Here is a 19067-nt window from a genome sequence, read left to right on the forward strand (position 1 = left end):
ATCCGATAGCCAGATGACCTGTGTATAACGACGAGCGCTCCGCATGGGCATGCATCCCGTGACGCTCTGCGTCACATTCGAGAGCGGACGCGGAGCGTTTTGAGAGGCGTTACCACGCTGGAGTGGGAACGATCAGTCATTCACTCCGCAATCAACCAATCCATCTTCCAGCCGCCTTGGGTCTGGCCCAGTTTGTCGGCCAGGTACGGCATCAGCTCGCGCAGCTCTTCTTCAAGGCCCCACGGCGGATTGGCGATGGCCAGGCCTGAGCCGTTGAGGCTGGCCGGGGTGTCCAGCGGGTGGACATACAATTCAACACGCAGCAACTTGGGTGCGCCGGTCTCGGCGAGGTCCTGATAGAAGCGCCTCAGCAAGCGCGGATCCTTGATCGGGTACCAGATAGCGGCCACGGTCTGACGCATGCGTCCGATGGTTTCCTTCAGCGCCACAGCGCAGCGCTTCATTTCATCGAGCTGTTCGAACGGCGGATCGATGAGCATCACGGCACGCTTTTCGGCAACCGGCAGCAAGGCACGCGGTACATGCCAGCCTTCGCCCAGGTGAACAGCAACGCGGCGGTCGCCCTTCATGTTTTCCTTGAGCAGACGTCCATCCTCGGGGTGCTTCTCGTTGAGCAGCACACGCTCGCGCTCGCGGGTCAGGCGGCGGGCCAGCTCGGGCGAACCGGGGTAATAGCGCAGCTCGCCATCCGGGTTCATGTCGCGCAGCACTTGCAGGTAATCGGCAGCCAGCGCAGGCACGTCCGCCGCTTCCCACAGACGGCCGATGCCTTCCAGCCATTCGCCGGTACGGGTGGCCTGATCACCCTTGAGGTCGTACAGCCCGAGCCCTGCGTGGGTATCGAGGTAGGCGAACGGCTGCTCCTTGCGCGCCATGAGGGCGATCAAGCGAGTCAGTGCGATGTGTTTGAACACGTCGGCGTGGTTGCCGGCGTGGTAGGCGTGACGGTAATTCATGGCAGCTCCTGGAAGGCTGCGCAGTTTAGCAAAACTGAGCGGTGAACAAGAATTTGTAACGAATTTGCGGGACCGATCCCTTTCCTTTGCAGGACATTTCCGAGAAACTCCCCGGCCCTTGTGCCTGTCGATCCCGGTCACTACTCTGCGCCGGTCGCTGCAAATTCAGCGATGAGGAGTAGTAGCCCTCAGTGTGATTAGGCGCAATGCGCCACCTGTAAAAGGCGCTTTTTTATGGCCTGCATTTTATGGTGGCCATGCGTCAGGGCATCTTCGGATGCACCGGTTCCTAATCACCGGGCTACTACCTACGCATGGCCGCCACCTTCGATTAGTAGCCGACGGTGACGACCTACCGATATTCGATTAGGAATCATCCGAAATGCTGAAAATAGTACCCGCCCCACCCGCCTTCAAAGCCAACCCCGACCTGAGCCATGAAGACGCACTGATGCACGCCAGCGACCTGCTGCGCTGCGCCGTCACCAGCGCCTACGAATTCAGCGACAGCATGAGCGGCGCGCAACGCGACCTGACCCTGTCGATCATGCACCTCACGGAAATGGCCAAAACCATGGTCGACTTGACGCTGGACAGCATGGCCACCGACTGAAAACGACACGTTCATAGCCAATCCAGCCATTGTTGATCAACGAGGGTTGCCCGAGCGCAAGGCTGCTACCAGAATCGAGGCACATTCGAACAAGGAAAGACACGTCATGATGCACGCGGACCTGATTGATCAAGAAGACCTGATTGGCCAATTCAGGGCGCTGGGCTTCGACATGCCCGGCGGCGCCACAGCCGAACAGGCCTGCGCCCACGTGGTGCGCGGCCTCAACGCCGAACGCGCCACCGCACTTCGGCGTCTGGTCGAACAACTCCTGACCGGCAGCGCAACCATCCTGCCCGCCGTGCGCCAGGCCATCGACCAGCAACTGCTGCCTGCGCTGGCGGCTTACAGACAGAGTCAGGGCTGAGCCGGGTGTGACGCGCAGTCCCTCTTCAGACAACACGTACCCGACTGACGAACATGATTCGTGTGGGAGGCGGCTTGCCGGCGAAGCGGTTTTTCAGGCGCCAGGCAAGCGACTGAACTGACGCAATCGCCGGCAAGCCGCCTCCCACGGTCCAGTGTCTGCGGCAAGCCAGCCCTCAACCCTGCGACAGGGTCTTGGCAATCACATCAACCGTCGCACTGACCTGATCTTCATACCGCGCCAGCTCGCCCTTGTGCTTGTCCTTCAGGTCGATCTGCTGGGAGCACAGGTTCAGGGCGGCCAGCACCAGCAGGCGGTCGCCGATCAGGGTCGGGTATTTGCGTTTGGTGTCGGCCAGCGAGGCGTTGAGCATCGCGGCGGCCTGCAGGAGTTTGACGTCCTCGCCTTCCGGCGCCTTCACCGAATACTGGTTACCCAGGATGGACAGGACCGTCACCCCGTTTCGGTCGAAGTTCATGCTTCGACAGCGCTTGCGCTGGTCGCCCGGTCAACCAGTGCCTGAATGCGGGCGGCGGTGCTGCCCTGCTTTTCTTCCTGCTCCATCAGGCTCAATTGCAAGCTGTCGTTTTCATCCCTGACTTTGGCCAGCTCGGCAGTGAGCTGGGCATTCGTGTTCTGCAGGTTCTGGTTCTGTTGCACCAGATCACCGACAAGGTGTTCCAACTGGCTTAGGGAGGCTTCCAACATTCTGATTACTCGAGCAAATTTCAACGGGCGCACACGATAAAGAAAAGTCACTGCGCATGCCAGCGCTCAGGCCCTGCGGCACTGGCGTCTTACGCCATGGACACGTCTGTAACGGAACGCATGGGGGCCTTGTGACTGCGATTCTGGGATCTTGTTCCGGCTGTTCGTCAGACCGTCCCGGCCTGCGACATAAACGCACAGCCCATGGGCAAGGTGCCATATGCCGAAACGCCCTATCGCCAGTACTTTCAAGGCTTTGCGAGGGTAATCGCATGTGGATGAAAAAAACGTCATCAATCGAACGTCTATGGGTCATCCCATAACGCTCAAGTCTCCAGTCGTTCGACCGATAGGCACGCATTCACGTTACTTATTGTTTCTGCCGCATGGATTGCGCACCCTGACTCTGGAAGCCATCTATGTCCCTTCGCAATATGAATATCGCGCCGCGCGCCTTTCTCGGTTTTGCCATGATCGGCGCATTGATGCTGATCCTCGGTGTCTTCGCGCTCTCTCAGATGAGCAAGATCCGCAGCGCGACCGAAGTGCTCGCCGACAACAACGTGCCCAGCATCAAGAGCCTTGATCGTTTTGCAGAAGTCAGCATCCGCCTGCGCGTTCTGTCGTACCGTCTGCTGGTCAACCGCGAGCCGGAGATCCAGCAGAAGACCATCGAGTTGCTGGCCATGCGCAACAAACAGATCAACGACGCCCAGGCCATTTACGAGAGGCTGATCAGCGACCCGAACGAGCGCAACCTCTACAACCAGTATGTGCAGTTGCTCGGACAGTACCGTGAGCTTGAGTCACGCATGAAGACGCTGACGCTCGCCAACAAGGTCGACGAGCTGCAGGACCTGCTCAATAAAGACATGCTCAGCAACTCCGATCAGATGAATGCCGTTCTGATCAAGCTGGTCGAGATCAACACCGCGCAGTTGATGCAGGTGAAGAAGCAGGCAGCCGAGGAATACGAGTCGGCGTTCGACATGGTCATCGCCCTGCTGGTCGCCGCCACCCTGCTGACCCTGGTGTTTGCCTGGATGCTGATCAAAAGCATTACGACCCCTATTGCCGTTGCACTGCACGCTGCCGAAACCATTGCCCAGGGCAACCTGACTCAGCCGATCAAGGTTGACGGTACTGACGAAGCCGGTCGCTTGTTGCAGGCCATGAAAACCATGCAGGACAAGCTGCGCGACACGCTGCAGCGCATCTCAGGTTCAGCCACGCAACTGGCGTCCGCCGCTGAAGAACTGAATGCCGTGACCGATGAAAGCGCACGCGGTCTGGTGCAGCAGAATAACGAGATCGAGCAGGCCGCTACTGCGGTCAATGAAATGACCAGCGCAGTGGAAGAAGTCGCGCGCAACGCCACCAGCACTTCCGAAGCCTCACGCAACGCCACCGCTTCGGCGGGTGACGGTCGTGACCTGGTGCTGGAAACCGTCGGCGCCATCGAACGCATGAGCGGTGACGTAAAGGAAACTGCCGAACTGATCGGCAATCTGGCGAATGAATCCCGTGACATCGGCAAGGTGCTGGACGTGATTCGGGGCCTCGCGGACCAGACCAACCTGCTGGCACTCAACGCGGCCATCGAGGCGGCCCGTGCCGGTGAAGCCGGTCGCGGGTTTGCGGTTGTGGCTGACGAAGTCCGCGCCCTCGCCCATCGCACTCAGCAGTCGACCAGCGAGATCGAACGCATGATCGGCAGCATTCAGGGCGGTACGGAACAGGCTGTGACGTCGATGCGCAACAGCACCGAGCGGGCCGAATCGACCCTGAGCATCGCCAAGGGCGCAGGCATGGCGCTGGACACCATCAACATTGCGGTGGAAGAAATCAACGAGCGCAATCTTGTGATCGCCAGCGCAGCCGAAGAACAGGCGCAGGTGGCGCGTGAAGTGGACCGTAACCTGGTCAACATCCGTGACCTGTCCGCACAGTCCACCACCGGCGCCAACCAGACCAGCGCCGCCAGCACCGAGCTGTCGCGCCTGGCGGTTGATTTGAACAGCATGGTGGGGCGATTCGCTCTCTGATCAGCGCTCTGCCCGCGCTCTGCATGGAACGATCAACGTAACTGATCGTTCCTCACGCTCCGCGTGGGAATGCCGCTCAGGACGCTCCGCGTCCGATCCCGAACGCGATGACGTCTCTACAGCCTGACACTCGCAAACGTCGATTCATTACGTGCCTGACTGAGTGCCGACATCGGCCCTGAAAGCGGAGCCAATACCAAGGCCTGCGGGATCGGCATCATGGCGACCTGCTGTGCGGTGTTGGAACCTACGCGCTCGTCACGCGGCGGAATACCGAAGTATTCGCGGTAGCACTTGGAAAAGTGCGGCGTGGAGACGAAGCCGCAGACCGAGGCCACTTCGATGATCGACATCGGCGTCTGCTTGAGCAGTTGCCGGGCACGAATCAAACGCAGTTTCAGGTAGTAGCGCGACGGCGAGCAGTGCAGGTATTTTTGGAACAGCCGCTCCAGCTGTCTGCGTGACACGGCGACGTAGACGGCCAGTTCGTCGAGGTCGATCGGCTCTTCGAGGTTGGCCTCCATCAGCGCCACGATTTCCTGAAGCTTGGGCTGATTGGTGCCCAGCATGTGCTTGAGCGGCACGCGCTGGTGATCCTGCTCGTTGCGAATACGCTCGTAGACGAACATCTCGGAAATCGCTGCCGACAGCTCACGACCATGATCGCGACTGATCAGGTGCAGCATCATGTCCAGCGGTGCGGTGCCACCGGAACTGGTGAAACGGTTACGGTCGAGGGTGAACAGACGTGTGCTCATCGCCACTCGCGGAAAGGCTTCCTGCATGGACGCCAGACACTCCCAGTGCACGCTGCAATCAAAACCGTCCAGCAGACCTGCGCAGGCCAACGCCCAACTGCCGGTGCACACCGCACCCAGACGACGGGACTGACGCGCCTGACTTTGCAGCCAGCTCACATGCTCGCGGGTGACAGTGCGCTGAATACCGACACCGCCGCAGACGATCACGGTGTCCATGACCGGTGCCTGATGCATCGCTGCATCCGGGGTGATCTGCAGACCGTCACTGGCCCAGACCTGACCGCCGTCCACACTCAGGGTGGTCCAGCGATACAGCTCACGGCCGGACAACTGGTTGGCCATTCGCAGAGGTTCTACCGCTGACGCGAGGGAGATCAGTGTGAAGTTGTCCAGCAGCAAAAAGCCGATGGATTGTGGGGCGCGGTTCTGGGGTTGAGCCCCTTGATTGAACGATGTCATCACACTATCTCCTCTCACGTGGCGGGGGTCGGCCTCAGGCGAGGCTCTTGTTATAGCCTTCATCCATCGAGGGCTTTGCAATGACATCGCAAATCCCGTGCCTGAATTTGATCAGCCATTCAATAACCCCTGAAAACGACGTCGCGATGCGTCTATCCGGTAGCGACGTGCCTGTCTGTTTGCGACGTGGAGGCCTGCGCAAGACGTTGCCGTGTGAGCAATTCGGTAGCACTCGGAGGAAACGGCAACCGCGTGACTACTCGGGGAGTGCTACTCAAAGCACAGGGGCGCAGGCAAACAGCCAGCCCCGATTTCGCGCTAAAACGTGGCGGCTTTCGGGGCTGATGTTCGAAAATCGAGCAGCCGTTTGCAGCTGCAAGGTCGGGCCATGACCCTGCCATCCCGGAACTAACCCGGAACAACCCCCTCAAAAAGACCGCGTTCGCGAAGGCGCTGCTCGTCATGAACGGGTTCATGACCGGTTTTCAGGCCCGAGTGCCTGTGCCCTGCTCTGCTACGCTGGAGCCGCACCGCCCGCAGCATGGGCCTTCACGCAAGCGCTCGACGCCCGGCACCGACATGCCCATACCCATCAGCGCCATAGGCCTCGAGCAGCACAGCCAGCAGACGTTTTTGGCCGTTTTCTGGCTGCTCCACCCCTGCAGAAGTGCGCTTGCACGTTGGAATAAATCTGTAAGCGACCTTGCGCACACTGGATGCGACCCCGCCTGTACTGGATACGACGCCCCCAGTATGCGTTTGATTTTGCCTGTTACATGATCGGCCTCGACTCGATCGCCAGGCGCAGTGATGGAGCTTCGCGAAATGCATTGCCAACACATAAGTCGCGTCAGCGCTCACCTGCTGATGACCAGAAGAAACTCACAGGAGTCCACCCCATGAAAGCTTCCAAATCGTTGCTGTTGGCCGCCACGCTCTGTACCCCGATGCTGGTCCAGGCCGCCGAACCAGAGGCATGTCATACCGTGAACTTCTCCGATGTCGGCTGGACCGACATCACCGTCACTACCGCAGTGACCAGCGCCGTACTCGAATCCCTCGGCTACAAGACCAAGACCACCATGATCTCCGTTCCCGTGACCTACAAGTCTCTGGCGGACGGCAAGAATATGGACGTGTTTCTGGGCAACTGGATGCCGACCATGGAAAACGACATCAAGGCTTATCGCGAAGCCGGCACCGTCGAAACCGTTCGAGCCAACCTGGAAAACGCCAAGTACACCCTCGCTGTACCTGAAGCGCTCTACAACAAGGGCCTGAAAGACTTTTCCGACATCGCCAAATTCAAGAAGGAACTGGGCGGCAAGATCTACGGCATCGAGCCTGGCAATGACGGCAACCGCCTGATCCAGAGCATGATCGACAAGAACGCCTTCGGCCTGAAAGACGCAGGTTTCAAGGTGGTCGAGTCCAGCGAGGCCGGCATGCTGTCGCAGGTGGATCGTGCGACCCGCCGCGACACCGACGTGGTCTTCCTGGGCTGGGAACCGCACCCGATGAACAAGCGCTTCAAGATGAAGTACCTGACCGGTGGCGATGAGTTCTTCGGCCCCAACTTCGGTCAAGCGACCATCTACACCAACACGCGCAAGGGCTACACCCAGGAATGCAGCAACGTAGGCCAGTTGCTCAAGAACCTGTCGTTCACACTGGACATGGAAAGCACGCTGATGGGCAACGTTCTGGAAGACAAGATGAAGCCGGATGCGGCCGCTAAGGCGTGGATCAAGAAGAACCCTCAAGTGCTCGACACCTGGCTCGCCGGTGTGACCACTGTTGACGGCAAACCAGGGTTGGAGGCTGCCAAGGCCAAGCTGACCCAGTAAGCCGGCGGCAGGCGGGCGGGGCCCGCCTGTTGCTTTCATTTTTCCCCGCAAGCGGACAATCACTATCATGCTGACTGATCATAAAATCCCTCTGGGCGAGTACATCGCGGCGTTCGTCGACTGGCTGACGCGTAACGGCGCCGACTACTTCGATGCGATTGCCTCGACACTGGAAATGATGATCCACGGGCTGACCTTCGCCCTCACCTGGTTCAACCCGTTCGTACTGATTGGCCTGATCGCCGCACTCGCACACTTTATCCAGCGTAAATGGGGCCTGACGGTGTTCGTCATCCTCTCGTTCCTGCTGATCCTGAACCTGCATTACTGGCAGGAAACCATGGAAACCCTGGCGCAAGTGCTGTTCGCCACGATGGTCTGTGTCGTGATCGGCGTGCCGCTGGGCATCATTGCCGCGCACAAGCCGATGTTCTACACCGTCATCCGCCCGCTGCTCGACCTGATGCAGACGGTGCCCACTTTCGTTTATCTGATTCCGACGCTGACGCTGTTCGGTCTGGGCGTGGTGCCCGGTCTGATTTCGACGGTGGTGTTCGCCATCGCCGCGCCGATCCGCCTGACGTACCTGGGCATCCGCGACGTTCCACAGGAACTGCTCGACGCGGGCAAGGCATTCGGCTCCTCGCGCCGCCAGTTGCTGACACGAATCGAACTGCCCTACGCCATGCCAAGCATCGCGGCCGGTATCACCCAGTGCATCATGCTGTCGCTGTCGATGGTGGTGATTGCGGCGCTGGTGGGTGCCGATGGTCTGGGCAAACCTGTGGTCAACGCATTGAATACCGCTGATATCGCCCTGGGCTTCGAAGCCGGTCTGGCGATCGTACTGCTGGCCATCATGCTCGACCGCATCTGCAAACAACCCGAAGGCAAGGTAGGGTCCGACGCATGAGCATCATCAAATTCGACAAGGTAGACGTCATCTTCTCCAGGGATCCGCGTGAGGCCCTGAAGCTGCTGGACGAAGGCCTGACGCGTGACCAGATTCTCAAGAAAACCGGGCAGATCGTAGGGGTGGAAAACGCCACTCTGGAAATCGAGAAAGGCGAAATCTGCGTACTGATGGGCCTGTCCGGCTCCGGCAAATCCAGCCTGCTGCGCTGCATCAACGGTCTGAATACCGTGAGCCGCGGCTCGCTGTTCGTCGAGCATGAAGGCTCGCAGATCAACATTGCCAGTTGCTCGGCGGCAGAGCTGAAGATGATGCGCACCAAGCGTATCGCCATGGTCTTCCAGAAGTTCGCCCTGATGCCTTGGCTGACGGTGCGCGAAAACATCAGTTTCGGTTTGGAAATGCAGGGTCGTCCTGAAAAGGAACGGCGCAAGCTGGTGGACGAAAAGCTGGAACTGGTCGGCCTGACGCAATGGCGCAACAAGAAGCCGGACGAGCTTTCCGGTGGCATGCAGCAACGCGTAGGCTTGGCCCGTGCGCTGGCCATGGACGCGGACATCCTGCTGATGGACGAACCGTTCTCGGCGCTGGACCCGTTGATCCGTCAGGGCCTGCAGGATGAACTGCTCGCGCTGCAAAGCAAGCTGAGCAAGACCATTGTGTTCGTCAGCCATGACCTGGATGAGGCGCTGAAACTGGGCAGCCGCATCGCAATCATGAAAGACGGCCGCATCGTTCAATACAGCGTGCCGGAGCAGATCGTGCTCAACCCGGCGGATGAATACGTGCGGACCTTTGTTGCCCACACCAATCCGCTGAATGTGCTGTGCGGCCGCAGCCTGATGCGCACGGTTGACCAGTGCACCCGAGTCAACGGCTCAGTGTGCCTGGATCCGGGTGGTGATTCCTGGCTGGACCTGGCCGACGGCAATGTCATCAAAGGCGCACGCCAGGGCACCGGCACGCTGGACCTGCAGAACTGGACACCGGGCCAGGACGTCAACACCCTCGACCGCCGCCCGACGCTCGTGCACTCCAACATCGGCATGCGCGACGCCTTGCAGATCCGCTACCAGACCGGCAACAAACTGGTGCTGCAGGACGGCAACCAGGTCGTCGGCATCCTTGGCGATACCGAGCTGTACCACGCGCTACTGGGCAAGAACCACGGCTGAACCACCTTCTGACTGCAACCAACGGACTGTGGTTGCAGTAAGACTTGGGTGCAGGACCATGATGTTGATCGTTCCCACGCTCTGCGTGGGAATGCCTCCCAGGACGCTCCGCGTCCGCTCTCGAATGTGGCGCAGANCGCGCCCAGGCTCCAGCGTTTCCACGTCATGCGCTCGACTCACTGTATCCGCAGTCTGTGCCATTTGTGACGCTCTGCGTCACCTCAAAACAGGACTCTGACACGTCCGTTGTTTTTTATTGATTGATCGTTCAATTAAAAATCTTTAGACTGTGCCAGCCATTTCGGTATAACGATCACTTCAGCCACTCGGGAGAATCGCGTTTATGCCAAAGGTCGGTATGCAACCCATCCGCCGCCAACAGTTGATCCAGGCCACGCTTACCGCGGTCGATCAGGTCGGCATGGGCGACGCCAGTATTGCGTTGATCGCCCGTCTTGCAGGCGTTTCGAACGGCATCATCAGTCACTACTTTCAGGACAAGAACGGCTTGATCGCAGCCACCATGCGCCATCTGATGAATGCACTGATCCAGACCGTCAGAGACCGCCGTCAGGCCCTGACCGACGACAGCCCGCGTGCGCATCTGCAAGTGATCATCGAAGGCAACTTCGACGCCAGCCAGGTCAACGGCCCGGCCATGAAAACCTGGCTCGCCTTCTGGGCAACCAGCATGCATCACCCGTCGCTGCACCGTTTGCAGCGCATCAACGACCATCGTCTGTATTCGAACCTGTGCTGTCAGTTCCGCCGCGCGTTGCCGCTGGAACAGGCACGCAACGCGGCCCGCGGGCTCGCAGCCCTGATTGATGGGCTGTGGCTGAGAGGCGCGCTGTCAGGCGATGCATTCGACACCGAGCAAGCGCAACGGATCGCTTACGAATACATGGATTTTCAATTGGCGAAATCGGCGAACTGAGCGCTTTCGAAGCGCCATCACCGAACGACTGAAACGCCGTGTTGCCCAATGTTTCCGGCACACAGAATCAGTCATCGCCTCCCCCACTGAATTTGCGAGGACTTTATGGCCCGTTTTGAATTGCAAAAACTCTACATCGACGGCGGTTATGTCGATGCCAGCAACACCGAGACCTTCGACTCCATCAACCCTGCGAACGGCGAAGTACTGGCCAAGATCCAGCGCGCCAGCAAGGAAGATGTCGAGCGCGCCGTGGTCGCCGCCGAAAAGGGCCAGAAAATCTGGGCCGCCATGACCGCAGTCGAGCGTTCGCGCATCCTGCGTCGTGCCGTGGACATCCTGCGTGAGCGCAACGATGAACTGGCCGCTCTGGAAACCCTGGACACCGGCAAGGCCATCTCGGAAACCCGTTACGTCGACATCGTCACCGGCGCTGACGTGCTGGAGTACTACGCAGGCCTGGTGCCCGCCATCGAAGGCGAACAGATCCCGCTGCGCGACTCCTCCTTTGTCTACACCCGCCGCGAGCCGCTGGGTGTGGTGGCCGGGATCGGCGCGTGGAACTACCCGATCCAGATCGCCCTGTGGAAATCCGCACCGGCGCTGGCGGCAGGCAACGCGATGATCTTCAAGCCAAGTGAAGTCACCTCGCTGACCACCTTGAAGCTGGCTGAAATCTACACCGAAGCGGGCGTGCCGGATGGCGTGTTCAACGTGCTGACCGGCAGCGGCCGTGAAGTCGGCACCTGGATCACCGAGCACCCGCGCATCGAGAAAGTCTCCTTTACCGGCGGCACCGACACCGGCAAGAAAGTCATGGCCAGCGCCTCGAGTTCGTCGCTCAAGGAAGTGACCATGGAGCTGGGCGGCAAGTCGCCGCTGATCGTGTTCGACGACGCCGATCTGGATCGTGCTGCCGACATCGCCATGATGGCCAACTTCTACAGCTCGGGTCAGGTCTGCACCAACGGCACCCGCGTGTTCGTGCCGAACGCACTGAAATCCGAGTTCGAAGCGAAGATCCTTGAGCGTGTAAAGCGCATTCGTGCCGGTAACCCGGAAGACGAAAACATCAACTTCGGTCCGCTGGTCAGCTTCGAGCACATGGAAAGCGTGCTGGGCTACATCGCCAAGGGCAAGGAACAGGGCGCACGTCTGCTGTGTGGCGGCGAGCGGCTGACTGGCGGTGAGTTCGCCAAAGGCGCCTATGTCGCGCCGACCGTGTTCACCGACTGCACCGACGAGATGACCATCGTGCGCGAAGAGATCTTCGGCCCGGTGATGAGCATCCTCGGCTACGACACTGAAGACGAAGTGGTCCGCCGCGCCAACGACACCGAGTTCGGTCTGGCAGCCGGCATCGTGACCCGTGACCTGAACCGCGCACACCGTGTGATCCATCTGCTGGAAGCCGGTATCTGCTGGATCAACGCCTGGGGCGAGTCGGCGGCGCAAATGCCGGTCGGCGGTTACAAGCAGTCGGGTGTGGGCCGTGAAAACGGTATCAGCTCGCTGGCCCAGTACACCCGGATCAAGTCGGTACAGATCGAGCTGGGCGACTACGCGTCGGTTTTCTGAGGTTCGTTGAGTTGAATTTCGTCTGAGGCGAGGCCTTCGCGAGCGTGCTCGTGAATGGCACGCCTCAAGTAGCGCACTGGCATGGGGTGCCAGGGGTCGAGCCACAAGCTGCTTGACCCGCGCTGATTTGCATTTGCCCCACCTACCTTGAAGAGGGCGCATTTATGTCCCAGGAATTCGATTACATCATCATTGGTGCCGGTTCGGCCGGTAACACTCTGGCAGCCCGTCTGACCGAAGACGAAGGCGTCACCGTTCTGCTGCTGGAAGCCGGCGGCCCGGACTATCGTCTGGACTTCCGTACTCAGATGCCTGCCGCACTGGCGTTCCCGCTGCAAGGCCGCCGCTACAACTGGGCCTACGAGACCGAGCCAGAGCCGCACATGAACAACCGCCGTATGGAATGCGGTCGCGGCAAGGGCCTTGGCGGCTCGTCGTTGATCAACGGCATGTGTTACATCCGTGGCAACGCAATGGACTATGACGGCTGGGCGAAAGAACCGGGTCTGGAAGACTGGAGCTACCTCGATTGCCTGCCGTATTTCCGCAAGGCAGAGACTCGCGACATCGGCGCCAACGATTATCACGGCGGCGAAGGTCCGGTCAGCGTCACCACGCCCAAGGCAGGCAACAACCCGTTGTTTCATGCCATGGTCGAGGCCGGTGTACAGGCCGGTTATCCGCGTACCGATGACCTGAATGGTTATCAGCAGGAAGGCTTTGGTCCGATGGACCGCACCGTGACGCCCAAAGGCCGTCGCGCCAGCACCGCGCGCGGCTATCTGGACGAAGCGAAAAAGCGCTCGACGCTGAACATCGTCACTCACGCGCTGACCGACCGCATCCTGTTCGAAGGTAAGCGTGCCGTCGGCGTCGCGTATCTGGTCGGCGAAAGCGACACACGCCACGAAGCTCGCGCTCGCAAGGAAGTCCTGCTGTGTGCCGGTGCGATTGCCTCGCCGCAGATCCTGCAACGCTCAGGCGTCGGCCCTGCCGACCTGCTGAACACGCTGGACATTCCAGTGGTTCACGACCTGCCGGGCGTCGGCCAGAACCTTCAGGATCACCTGGAGATGTACCTGCAGTACGCCTGCACCCAGCCTGTGTCGCTCTACCCTTCCCTGATGTGGTGGAACCAGCCTGCAATTGGTGCGGAGTGGATGTTCCTCGGCACCGGCATCGGCGCCAGCAACCAGTTCGAAGCCGGTGGTTTCATCCGTTCGAGCGAAGCGTTCGAGTGGCCGAACATTCAGTACCACTTCCTGCCGGTAGCGATTAACTACAACGGCACCAAGGGCGTGCAGGAGCATGGTTTCCAGGCACACGTCGGTTCGATGCGTTCGCCGAGCCGTGGCCGTGTGCACGTCAAGTCCAAGGACCCGCGCGAGTACCCGAGCATCCTGTTCAATTACATGGCGTCCGATCAGGACTGGCAGGAATTTCGCGACGGCATCCGCCTGACCCGCGAAATCATGCAGCAGCCTGCACTGGACCCGTACCGTGGCCGCGAAATCAGCCCGGGTATTGATGTGCAGTCGGACGAGGCGCTGGACCAGTTCGTGCGCGAACACGCCGAGACGGCCTATCACCCGTCGTGCTCTTGCAAGATGGGCACCGACGAGATGGCCGTGGTCGATGGCCAGGGCCGTGTGCATGGCATGCAGAGCCTGCGTGTGGTGGATGCGTCGATCATGCCGATCATCACCACCGGCAACCTGAACGCGCCCACGATCATGATCGCCGAGAAAATCGCCGACAAGATCCGCGGCCGCCAGCCCCTGCCGCGCAGCACTGCCGACTACTTCGTGGCCGGCGACAAGCCAGCGCGTGGCAAGCCGCTGCGTGAGATCAGCCATCAGGCCTGAACCGCTGATGATCATGCTCCGCGTCGTACTCAAGAGCGGACGCAGAGCGTCCTGAGAGGCGTTACCACGCAGAGCGTAGGAACGATCATCTGACCGTTCATGATTGTGCCAATGCTCCGCGTGGGCACGTAGCCCGGGACGCTCCGCGCCCCATTCGGGAGCAGACGCAGGGCTCCCTGCCAGAATCACGCAAGCGTCTATCTCAACCCAACGGGTGCAGCACGGCCCGTCCTCGGGTTAATCTCCGTCTTCAAGGCAATCGGTCCACAAGACCGTCCGGACTTCACCGACCGCCCTCAAGAAGGAGCTTGTCTGCATGTTCGATTTCTCCGCTCAGCTCAAGCAGCGGTTTGCTGCCCTAAAGAGCGATGCACAATTCTTTTCCGTGCGTTATGTCCGTCGAAACGGCCAGCGTCTGTCTGTGCGCAAGAACGTGGCCGAGCCGCCTTCGCTGTTCACCGATGAAGGCGCGATGCTGACGGTTCGCCTCAATGGCGTTGAAACCTACGCTGCGACCCATGACATATCTCAGAACGGCCTGCAGGCTGCCCTGCATCAAGCCGAGGCCATGGCCCGCCGTCTGGCGCCGCATGCGCTGCTGGACCTGAGTGAACAACCCGTGTCCAGCGCAAAGGCCGACTACTTCTCGCCAAACTTCAACCAGGCGTTCCCGCCGCTGAGCGACTGCATCGGCCTGCTGATGAGCGAGTCCACGGCCGTCCCGAAAGACGAACGGCTGGTCAACTGGCAGGCCGAGCTGGGGCTGGAGACCGTCGAGCAGATCTATCTCAACACCGCAGGTGCCGAGCTGCGTCAGGCGCAGCGCTTTGTCTTTCCGGGGATGAGCGTTACGGCTTATGACGGAAGCGACAGCCAGACCCGCAGCCTGGGCGGTCAGAATTTCGGCCAGCAGGGCGGCGTTGAAGTGCTGAGCAACTGCGGTTTGATCGGCGCGGCAGCGACAGTCGCCGATCAGGCGTTGCAGTTGATTCTGGCGCCCAACACACCGTCAGGCCCGCGCGACCTGCTGTTGATGCCGGACCAGATGGTGCTGCAGATTCACGAATCCATCGGCCACCCACTTGAGCTGGACCGGATCCTGGGCGATGAGCGCAATTACGCAGGCACCAGCTTCGTCAAAATGTCGGACTTCGGCACCCTGCAGTACGGCTCCAACCTGCTCAACGTGACGTTCGACCCGGACATCCCCGAGCAGCTCGCCAGTTACGGCCATGACGATGAAGGCACGGCGGCCAGCAAGCAATTCCTGATCCGCGACGGCCTGCTGCAACGTCCGCTGGGTGGCGCACTGTCGCAATACCGCAGCGGCCTGGACGGCGTAGCCAATAGCCGCGCCAGCAACTGGAACCGTCCGCCCATCGATCGCATGGCCAACCTGAACATCGAGCCGGGTGATCAATCGATGGACAAACTGGTCGGCAACATCGAGCACGGCATTCTGATGTCGAGCAACCGTTCGTGGTCCATCGACGACGCGCGCAACAAATTCCAGTTCGGCTGCGAATGGGGCCAATTGATCGAGAACGGCGAACTCAAAGGCGTGGTGAAGAACCCCAACTATCGGGCGATCTCGGCACGCTTCTGGAAAAGCCTCAGCGCCGTGGGCGATGCCAGCACCTTCAAAGTGCTGGGCACGCCGAACTGCGGCAAGGGTGAGCCTAACCAGGTGATCCGGGTCGGCCACGCGACGCCCGCGTGTGTCTTCAGCCAAGTGGATGTGTTTGGAGGAGATGCCTGATGGCTCAGCAACAGCAATTCGAAGCACTGGTCGCCTTGCTCAAGGCGGCCATCCGCCCGACCGAACAGTTCACCCTGGCCTATGACGCCGAGGCGTCGGATTTCATCCGCTTCAACCACGGCCAGGTGCGCCAGGCAGGACAGGTGCAGCAAGCCATTTTGAGTTTGAAACTGATCGATGACGGCCGCCACGCCAATCTGGAAGTCACGTTGTCCGGCGATACCGACACCGATGCGCAACGTTTGACCGATGCTCTGCAGCAACTGCGCGAAACGCTGCCACTGCTGTCGAAGGACCCGTATCTGTTGCCCAACATGCAGCCGTGGCAGAGCAACAATGTGCAGGAAAACCCGCTGCCTGACAGCGGGCAGGTCGTGGAAACGATCAGCGAGCTGGCTCAAGGGCTGGATCTGGTCGGTTTCTACGCATCTGGCCCGCTGTACCGGGGTTTCGCGAGTTCATGGGGTGCACTGGGCTGGCATCAGGCCAACAGCTTCAACTTCGACTGGAGCCTGTTTCACGAAAACGGTCAGGCCGTCAAAGCCAACTATGCCGGACACGACTGGGACAACGAGGCGTTCACGCGCCGCTTCGAGCAGGCCCGCGAGCAGCTGGATTATCTGAGTCGCCCGCTGCATACGCTTGACCCTGGGCAGTACCGCGCCTATCTCGCTCCGGCGGCGCTGGACGAAGTCATCGGCATGCTGAGCTGGGGCGGGTTTTCCGCACAGGCAATTGCCAGCAAACGCAGCCCGTTGCAGCGCCTGTACAACGGCGACGCGCAGTTCAGTCCCTTGGTCAGCATCGAGGAGAAGGTCAGTGGTTCGCTGTCGCCTGCGTTCTCCCGTGAGGGCTATCCGCGCAAGGATCTGACCCTCGTCGCGGGCGGCAAGGCGGGCGAGCAACTGGTGGATTCCAGCAGCGCCGCCGAATACTACCTGCAGGCCAACGGTGCCGACTACGGCGAATGGCCCAGCGCGCTGGCCATTGCCGGCGGTTCGCTGGAACTGGATCAGGTGCTGCAAAAGCTGGGCACAGGGCTGTACATCAGCAACCTCTGGTACCTGAACTTTTCCGATCAGGCTGCAGGCCGTCTGACCGGCATGACGCGTTTTGCGACCTTCTGGGTCGAGGATGGCAAAATCGTCGCGCCGGTCAGCACCATGCGTTTCGACGACAGTGCTTACAGCCTGCTGGGCAGCGCACTGGAAGATCTGACGCATGAAAGGGAACTCATTCTGCAATCGAGCACCTACAGTCAGCGCCAGACAGGATCCATTCAATTGCCGGGTGCTTTGATCAGCCGACTGACCCTCACGTTGTAAAAAGGAGCTTATGGCCAACTCTGCCACGCACGTCATGGACGACAAGACCCTGCGCTGGATGCCCTGGGTCATCGCCATCGCGTTCTTCATGCAAAGCCTGGACGGCACGATTCTCAACACTGCCCTGCCGTCCATGGCCAACTCACTGGCCGAAGATCCACTGCGCATGCAGTCGGTGGTCATCGCCTACATGCTGACCATTGCGCTGCTGATCCCGGCCTCGGGCTGGATTGCCGACCGGTTCGGGATCAAGCGGATCTTCTTCAGCGCCATCCTGCTGTTCAGCTTCGGCTCGCTGCTGTGTGCACTGTCCAACTCGCTGAGCATGCTGGTGGGTGCGCGGGTGATCCAGGGGCTGGGCGGCGCGTTGATGGTGCCCATCGGGCGGCTGATCGTGCTGCGGGTTTACCCACGCTCGGAGCTGGTAAGGATCATGGGGTTCATCACAGTGCCGGGGCTTATCGGTCCGTTGCTCGGTCCGACGATGGGCGGCTGGATGGTCGAATACCTGAGCTGGCACTGGATTTTCCTGCTGAACATTCCGGTCGGGATCATTGGCTGCTATGCGGTCAAGCACTTCATTCCGGACATTCCCGGCGGCGGTCGTACCCGCTTCGACGGGGTCGGGTTCGTGCTGTTCGGCGCGGCCATGGTGCTGATCACCATTGCACTGGAAGGTCTGGGCGAACTGCACCTGCCGCACATGCGCGTGGTGCTGTTGCTGTTCGCCGGCATGGGCTGTCTGGCGGCGTACTGGCTGCGAGCAGGACACATCGACGCGCCGCTGTTTGCGCCCTCACTGTTTCGCACGCGCACCTTTGCGGTCGGCATCATGGGCAATCTGTTCGCCCGACTCGGCAGCGGTGCACTGCCGTTTCTGGTGCCGTTGCTGCTTCAGGTCGCACTAGGCTACTCGCCGTCCGAGGCAGGCATGAGCATGCTACCGCTGGCCGCTGCGGGGATGTTCGCCAAGACCGTGGCGCGCTGGCTGATCGAGCACCTGGGCTATCGCACCCTTCTGACCAGCAACACGCTGCTGCTGGGCGTACTGCTGGCGAGTTTCGCACTGGTCGAGGTGGACACGCCTTACTGGGTGTTGCTGGTGCATCTGGGGCTTCTGGGTGCGGTGAACTCGCTGCAATTCACCGCCATGAACACCGTGACCCTGATTGATCTGGATGACGCCAGCGCCGCCAGCGGCAACAGCCTGCTCTCGGTGGTGGCGCAACTGTCGCTGAGCCTGGGGGTGGCCAGCGCTGCTGCCCTGCTGGGCGGTTTCAGTGACGAGGTGGCGACAGGCGAAGTCAGCGACGTGCTGGGGGCTTTCCACATGACCTTCCTGAGCGTCGGCATACTGGCGATGTTTGCGGCGGGGATCTTCCTGCAACTGCCTGCGAACGAGGGGCGCAAGAAGGTGACATGAGTGGATCCGTGCCGCGTCCGGAATCGGACGCGGAGCGTCCTGAGAGGCGTTACCACGCTGGAGCGTGGGAACGATCAAAATCCGCCTCAACACTGATCGTGCCCATCGCTCCGCGTGGGCATGCCTCCCGTGACGCTCCGCGTCACAANGTTGCGGATTCAGTGAGCCGAGCGCATGACGTGGATAACGCTGGAGCGTGTCCACGCATCTGCGCCACATTCAAGAGCGGACGCGGAGCGTCCTTGGAGGCATTCCCACGCGGAGCGTAGGAACGATCAGCGTGATCTCAAGCACGCCGATCATGCCCATGCTTGT

The 19067-nt window shown here is 60.5% G+C and carries 16 protein-coding genes and 1 pseudogene; 13 read left to right on the forward strand and 4 right to left on the reverse strand.

Annotation, left to right across the window (positions count from 1 at the left end; all coding sequences use genetic code 11):
• Nucleotides 1-140: 140 nt before the first annotated feature.
• Nucleotides 141-977, reverse strand: coding sequence for a 23S rRNA (adenine(2030)-N(6))-methyltransferase RlmJ (locus AO065_RS14765; protein WP_004888053.1), 837 nt, complete (start codon nt 975-977; stop codon nt 141-143).
• Between the two features lie 382 nt (nt 978-1359).
• Here AO065_RS14765 and AO065_RS14770 point away from each other — a divergent pair, with 382 nt between their 5' ends.
• Together AO065_RS14770 and AO065_RS14775 are read left to right on the forward strand one after the other, a co-directional pair.
• Complete coding sequence (locus AO065_RS14770; protein ID WP_004888057.1) at nt 1360-1590, forward strand: DUF6124 family protein; 231 nt, start codon at nt 1360-1362, stop codon at nt 1588-1590.
• Between the two features lie 106 nt (nt 1591-1696).
• Nucleotides 1697-1957, forward strand: coding sequence for a hypothetical protein (locus AO065_RS14775; protein ID WP_004888058.1), 261 nt, complete (start codon nt 1697-1699; stop codon nt 1955-1957).
• A gap of 175 nt (nt 1958-2132) precedes the next feature.
• On the opposite strand, the gene AO065_RS14780 is transcribed toward AO065_RS14775, so the two are convergent.
• A complete protein-coding gene (locus AO065_RS14780) occupies nt 2133-2435 on the reverse strand; it encodes a cell division protein ZapA (protein WP_004888061.1) in 303 nt (100 codons plus the stop codon).
• Entirely contained in the window at nt 2432-2665 is a 234-nt protein-coding gene (locus AO065_RS14785) for a hypothetical protein (RefSeq protein ID WP_004888063.1), read from the reverse strand. The genes AO065_RS14780 and AO065_RS14785 overlap by 4 nt, the downstream gene beginning before the upstream one ends.
• Nucleotides 2666-3099: 434 nt before the next feature.
• On the opposite strand from AO065_RS14785, the pseudogene AO065_RS27850 reads away from it, so the two are divergent.
• Nucleotides 3100-3855 (forward strand): annotated as a pseudogene (locus tag AO065_RS27850) (MCP four helix bundle domain-containing protein); the annotation flags it as partial.
• Nucleotides 3847-4710, forward strand: a complete 864-nt coding sequence (locus tag AO065_RS27855; protein WP_406656093.1) for a methyl-accepting chemotaxis protein — start codon at nt 3847-3849, stop codon at nt 4708-4710. The pseudogene AO065_RS27850 and the gene AO065_RS27855, both read left to right, overlap by 9 nt.
• Before the next feature lie 116 nt (nt 4711-4826).
• On the opposite strand, the gene gbdR is transcribed toward AO065_RS27855, so the two are convergent.
• Complete coding sequence (gbdR, locus tag AO065_RS14795) at nt 4827-5930, reverse strand: choline metabolism transcriptional regulator GbdR (protein ID WP_004888066.1); 1104 nt, start codon at nt 5928-5930, stop codon at nt 4827-4829.
• A gap of 899 nt (nt 5931-6829) precedes the next feature.
• On the opposite strand from gbdR, the gene AO065_RS14800 reads away from it, so the two are divergent.
• The 9 genes from AO065_RS14800 (at nt 6830) to mdtD (ending at nt 18752) form a co-directional block, all read left to right on the forward strand.
• Entirely contained in the window at nt 6830-7777 is a 948-nt protein-coding gene (locus AO065_RS14800) for a choline ABC transporter substrate-binding protein (RefSeq protein ID WP_004888068.1), read from the forward strand.
• A 64-nt stretch (nt 7778-7841) separates the two neighbouring features.
• Nucleotides 7842-8690 carry a choline ABC transporter permease subunit gene (gene choW, locus AO065_RS14805; RefSeq protein ID WP_170968957.1) on the forward strand — a complete coding sequence of 283 codons (849 nt, stop codon included), beginning with the start codon at nt 7842-7844 and terminating at the stop codon, nt 8688-8690.
• Complete coding sequence (choV, locus tag AO065_RS14810; RefSeq protein WP_004888073.1) at nt 8687-9865, forward strand: choline ABC transporter ATP-binding protein; 1179 nt, start codon at nt 8687-8689, stop codon at nt 9863-9865. The genes choW and choV overlap by 4 nt, the downstream gene beginning before the upstream one ends.
• A 343-nt stretch (nt 9866-10208) precedes the next feature.
• A complete protein-coding gene (betI, locus tag AO065_RS14815) occupies nt 10209-10802 on the forward strand; it encodes a transcriptional regulator BetI (RefSeq protein WP_004888075.1) in 594 nt (197 codons plus the stop codon).
• Nucleotides 10803-10907: 105 nt separating this feature from the next.
• Nucleotides 10908-12380, forward strand: coding sequence for a betaine-aldehyde dehydrogenase (gene betB, locus AO065_RS14820; protein WP_004888077.1), 1473 nt, complete (start codon nt 10908-10910; stop codon nt 12378-12380).
• Between the two features lie 164 nt (nt 12381-12544).
• Nucleotides 12545-14245: a choline dehydrogenase gene (gene betA / locus AO065_RS14825; protein ID WP_004888079.1), complete on the forward strand. Its 1701-nt coding sequence runs from the start codon at nt 12545-12547 to the stop codon at nt 14243-14245.
• Nucleotides 14246-14561: 316 nt separating this feature from the next.
• Entirely contained in the window at nt 14562-16004 is a 1443-nt protein-coding gene (locus AO065_RS14830; RefSeq protein WP_004888081.1) for a TldD/PmbA family protein, read from the forward strand.
• Nucleotides 16004-17329: a TldD/PmbA family protein gene (locus tag AO065_RS14835; protein WP_004888082.1), complete on the forward strand. Its 1326-nt coding sequence runs from the start codon at nt 16004-16006 to the stop codon at nt 17327-17329. The genes AO065_RS14830 and AO065_RS14835 overlap by 1 nt, the downstream gene beginning before the upstream one ends.
• A 10-nt stretch (nt 17330-17339) precedes the next feature.
• Nucleotides 17340-18752: a multidrug transporter subunit MdtD gene (gene mdtD / locus AO065_RS14840; protein WP_004888084.1), complete on the forward strand. Its 1413-nt coding sequence runs from the start codon at nt 17340-17342 to the stop codon at nt 18750-18752.
• Nucleotides 18753-19067 lie beyond the last annotated feature (315 nt).

Origin of the sequence: Pseudomonas viridiflava, assembly GCF_001642795.1 — a bacterium.
GTDB classification, from domain to species: domain Bacteria; phylum Pseudomonadota; class Gammaproteobacteria; order Pseudomonadales; family Pseudomonadaceae; genus Aquipseudomonas; species Aquipseudomonas viridiflava.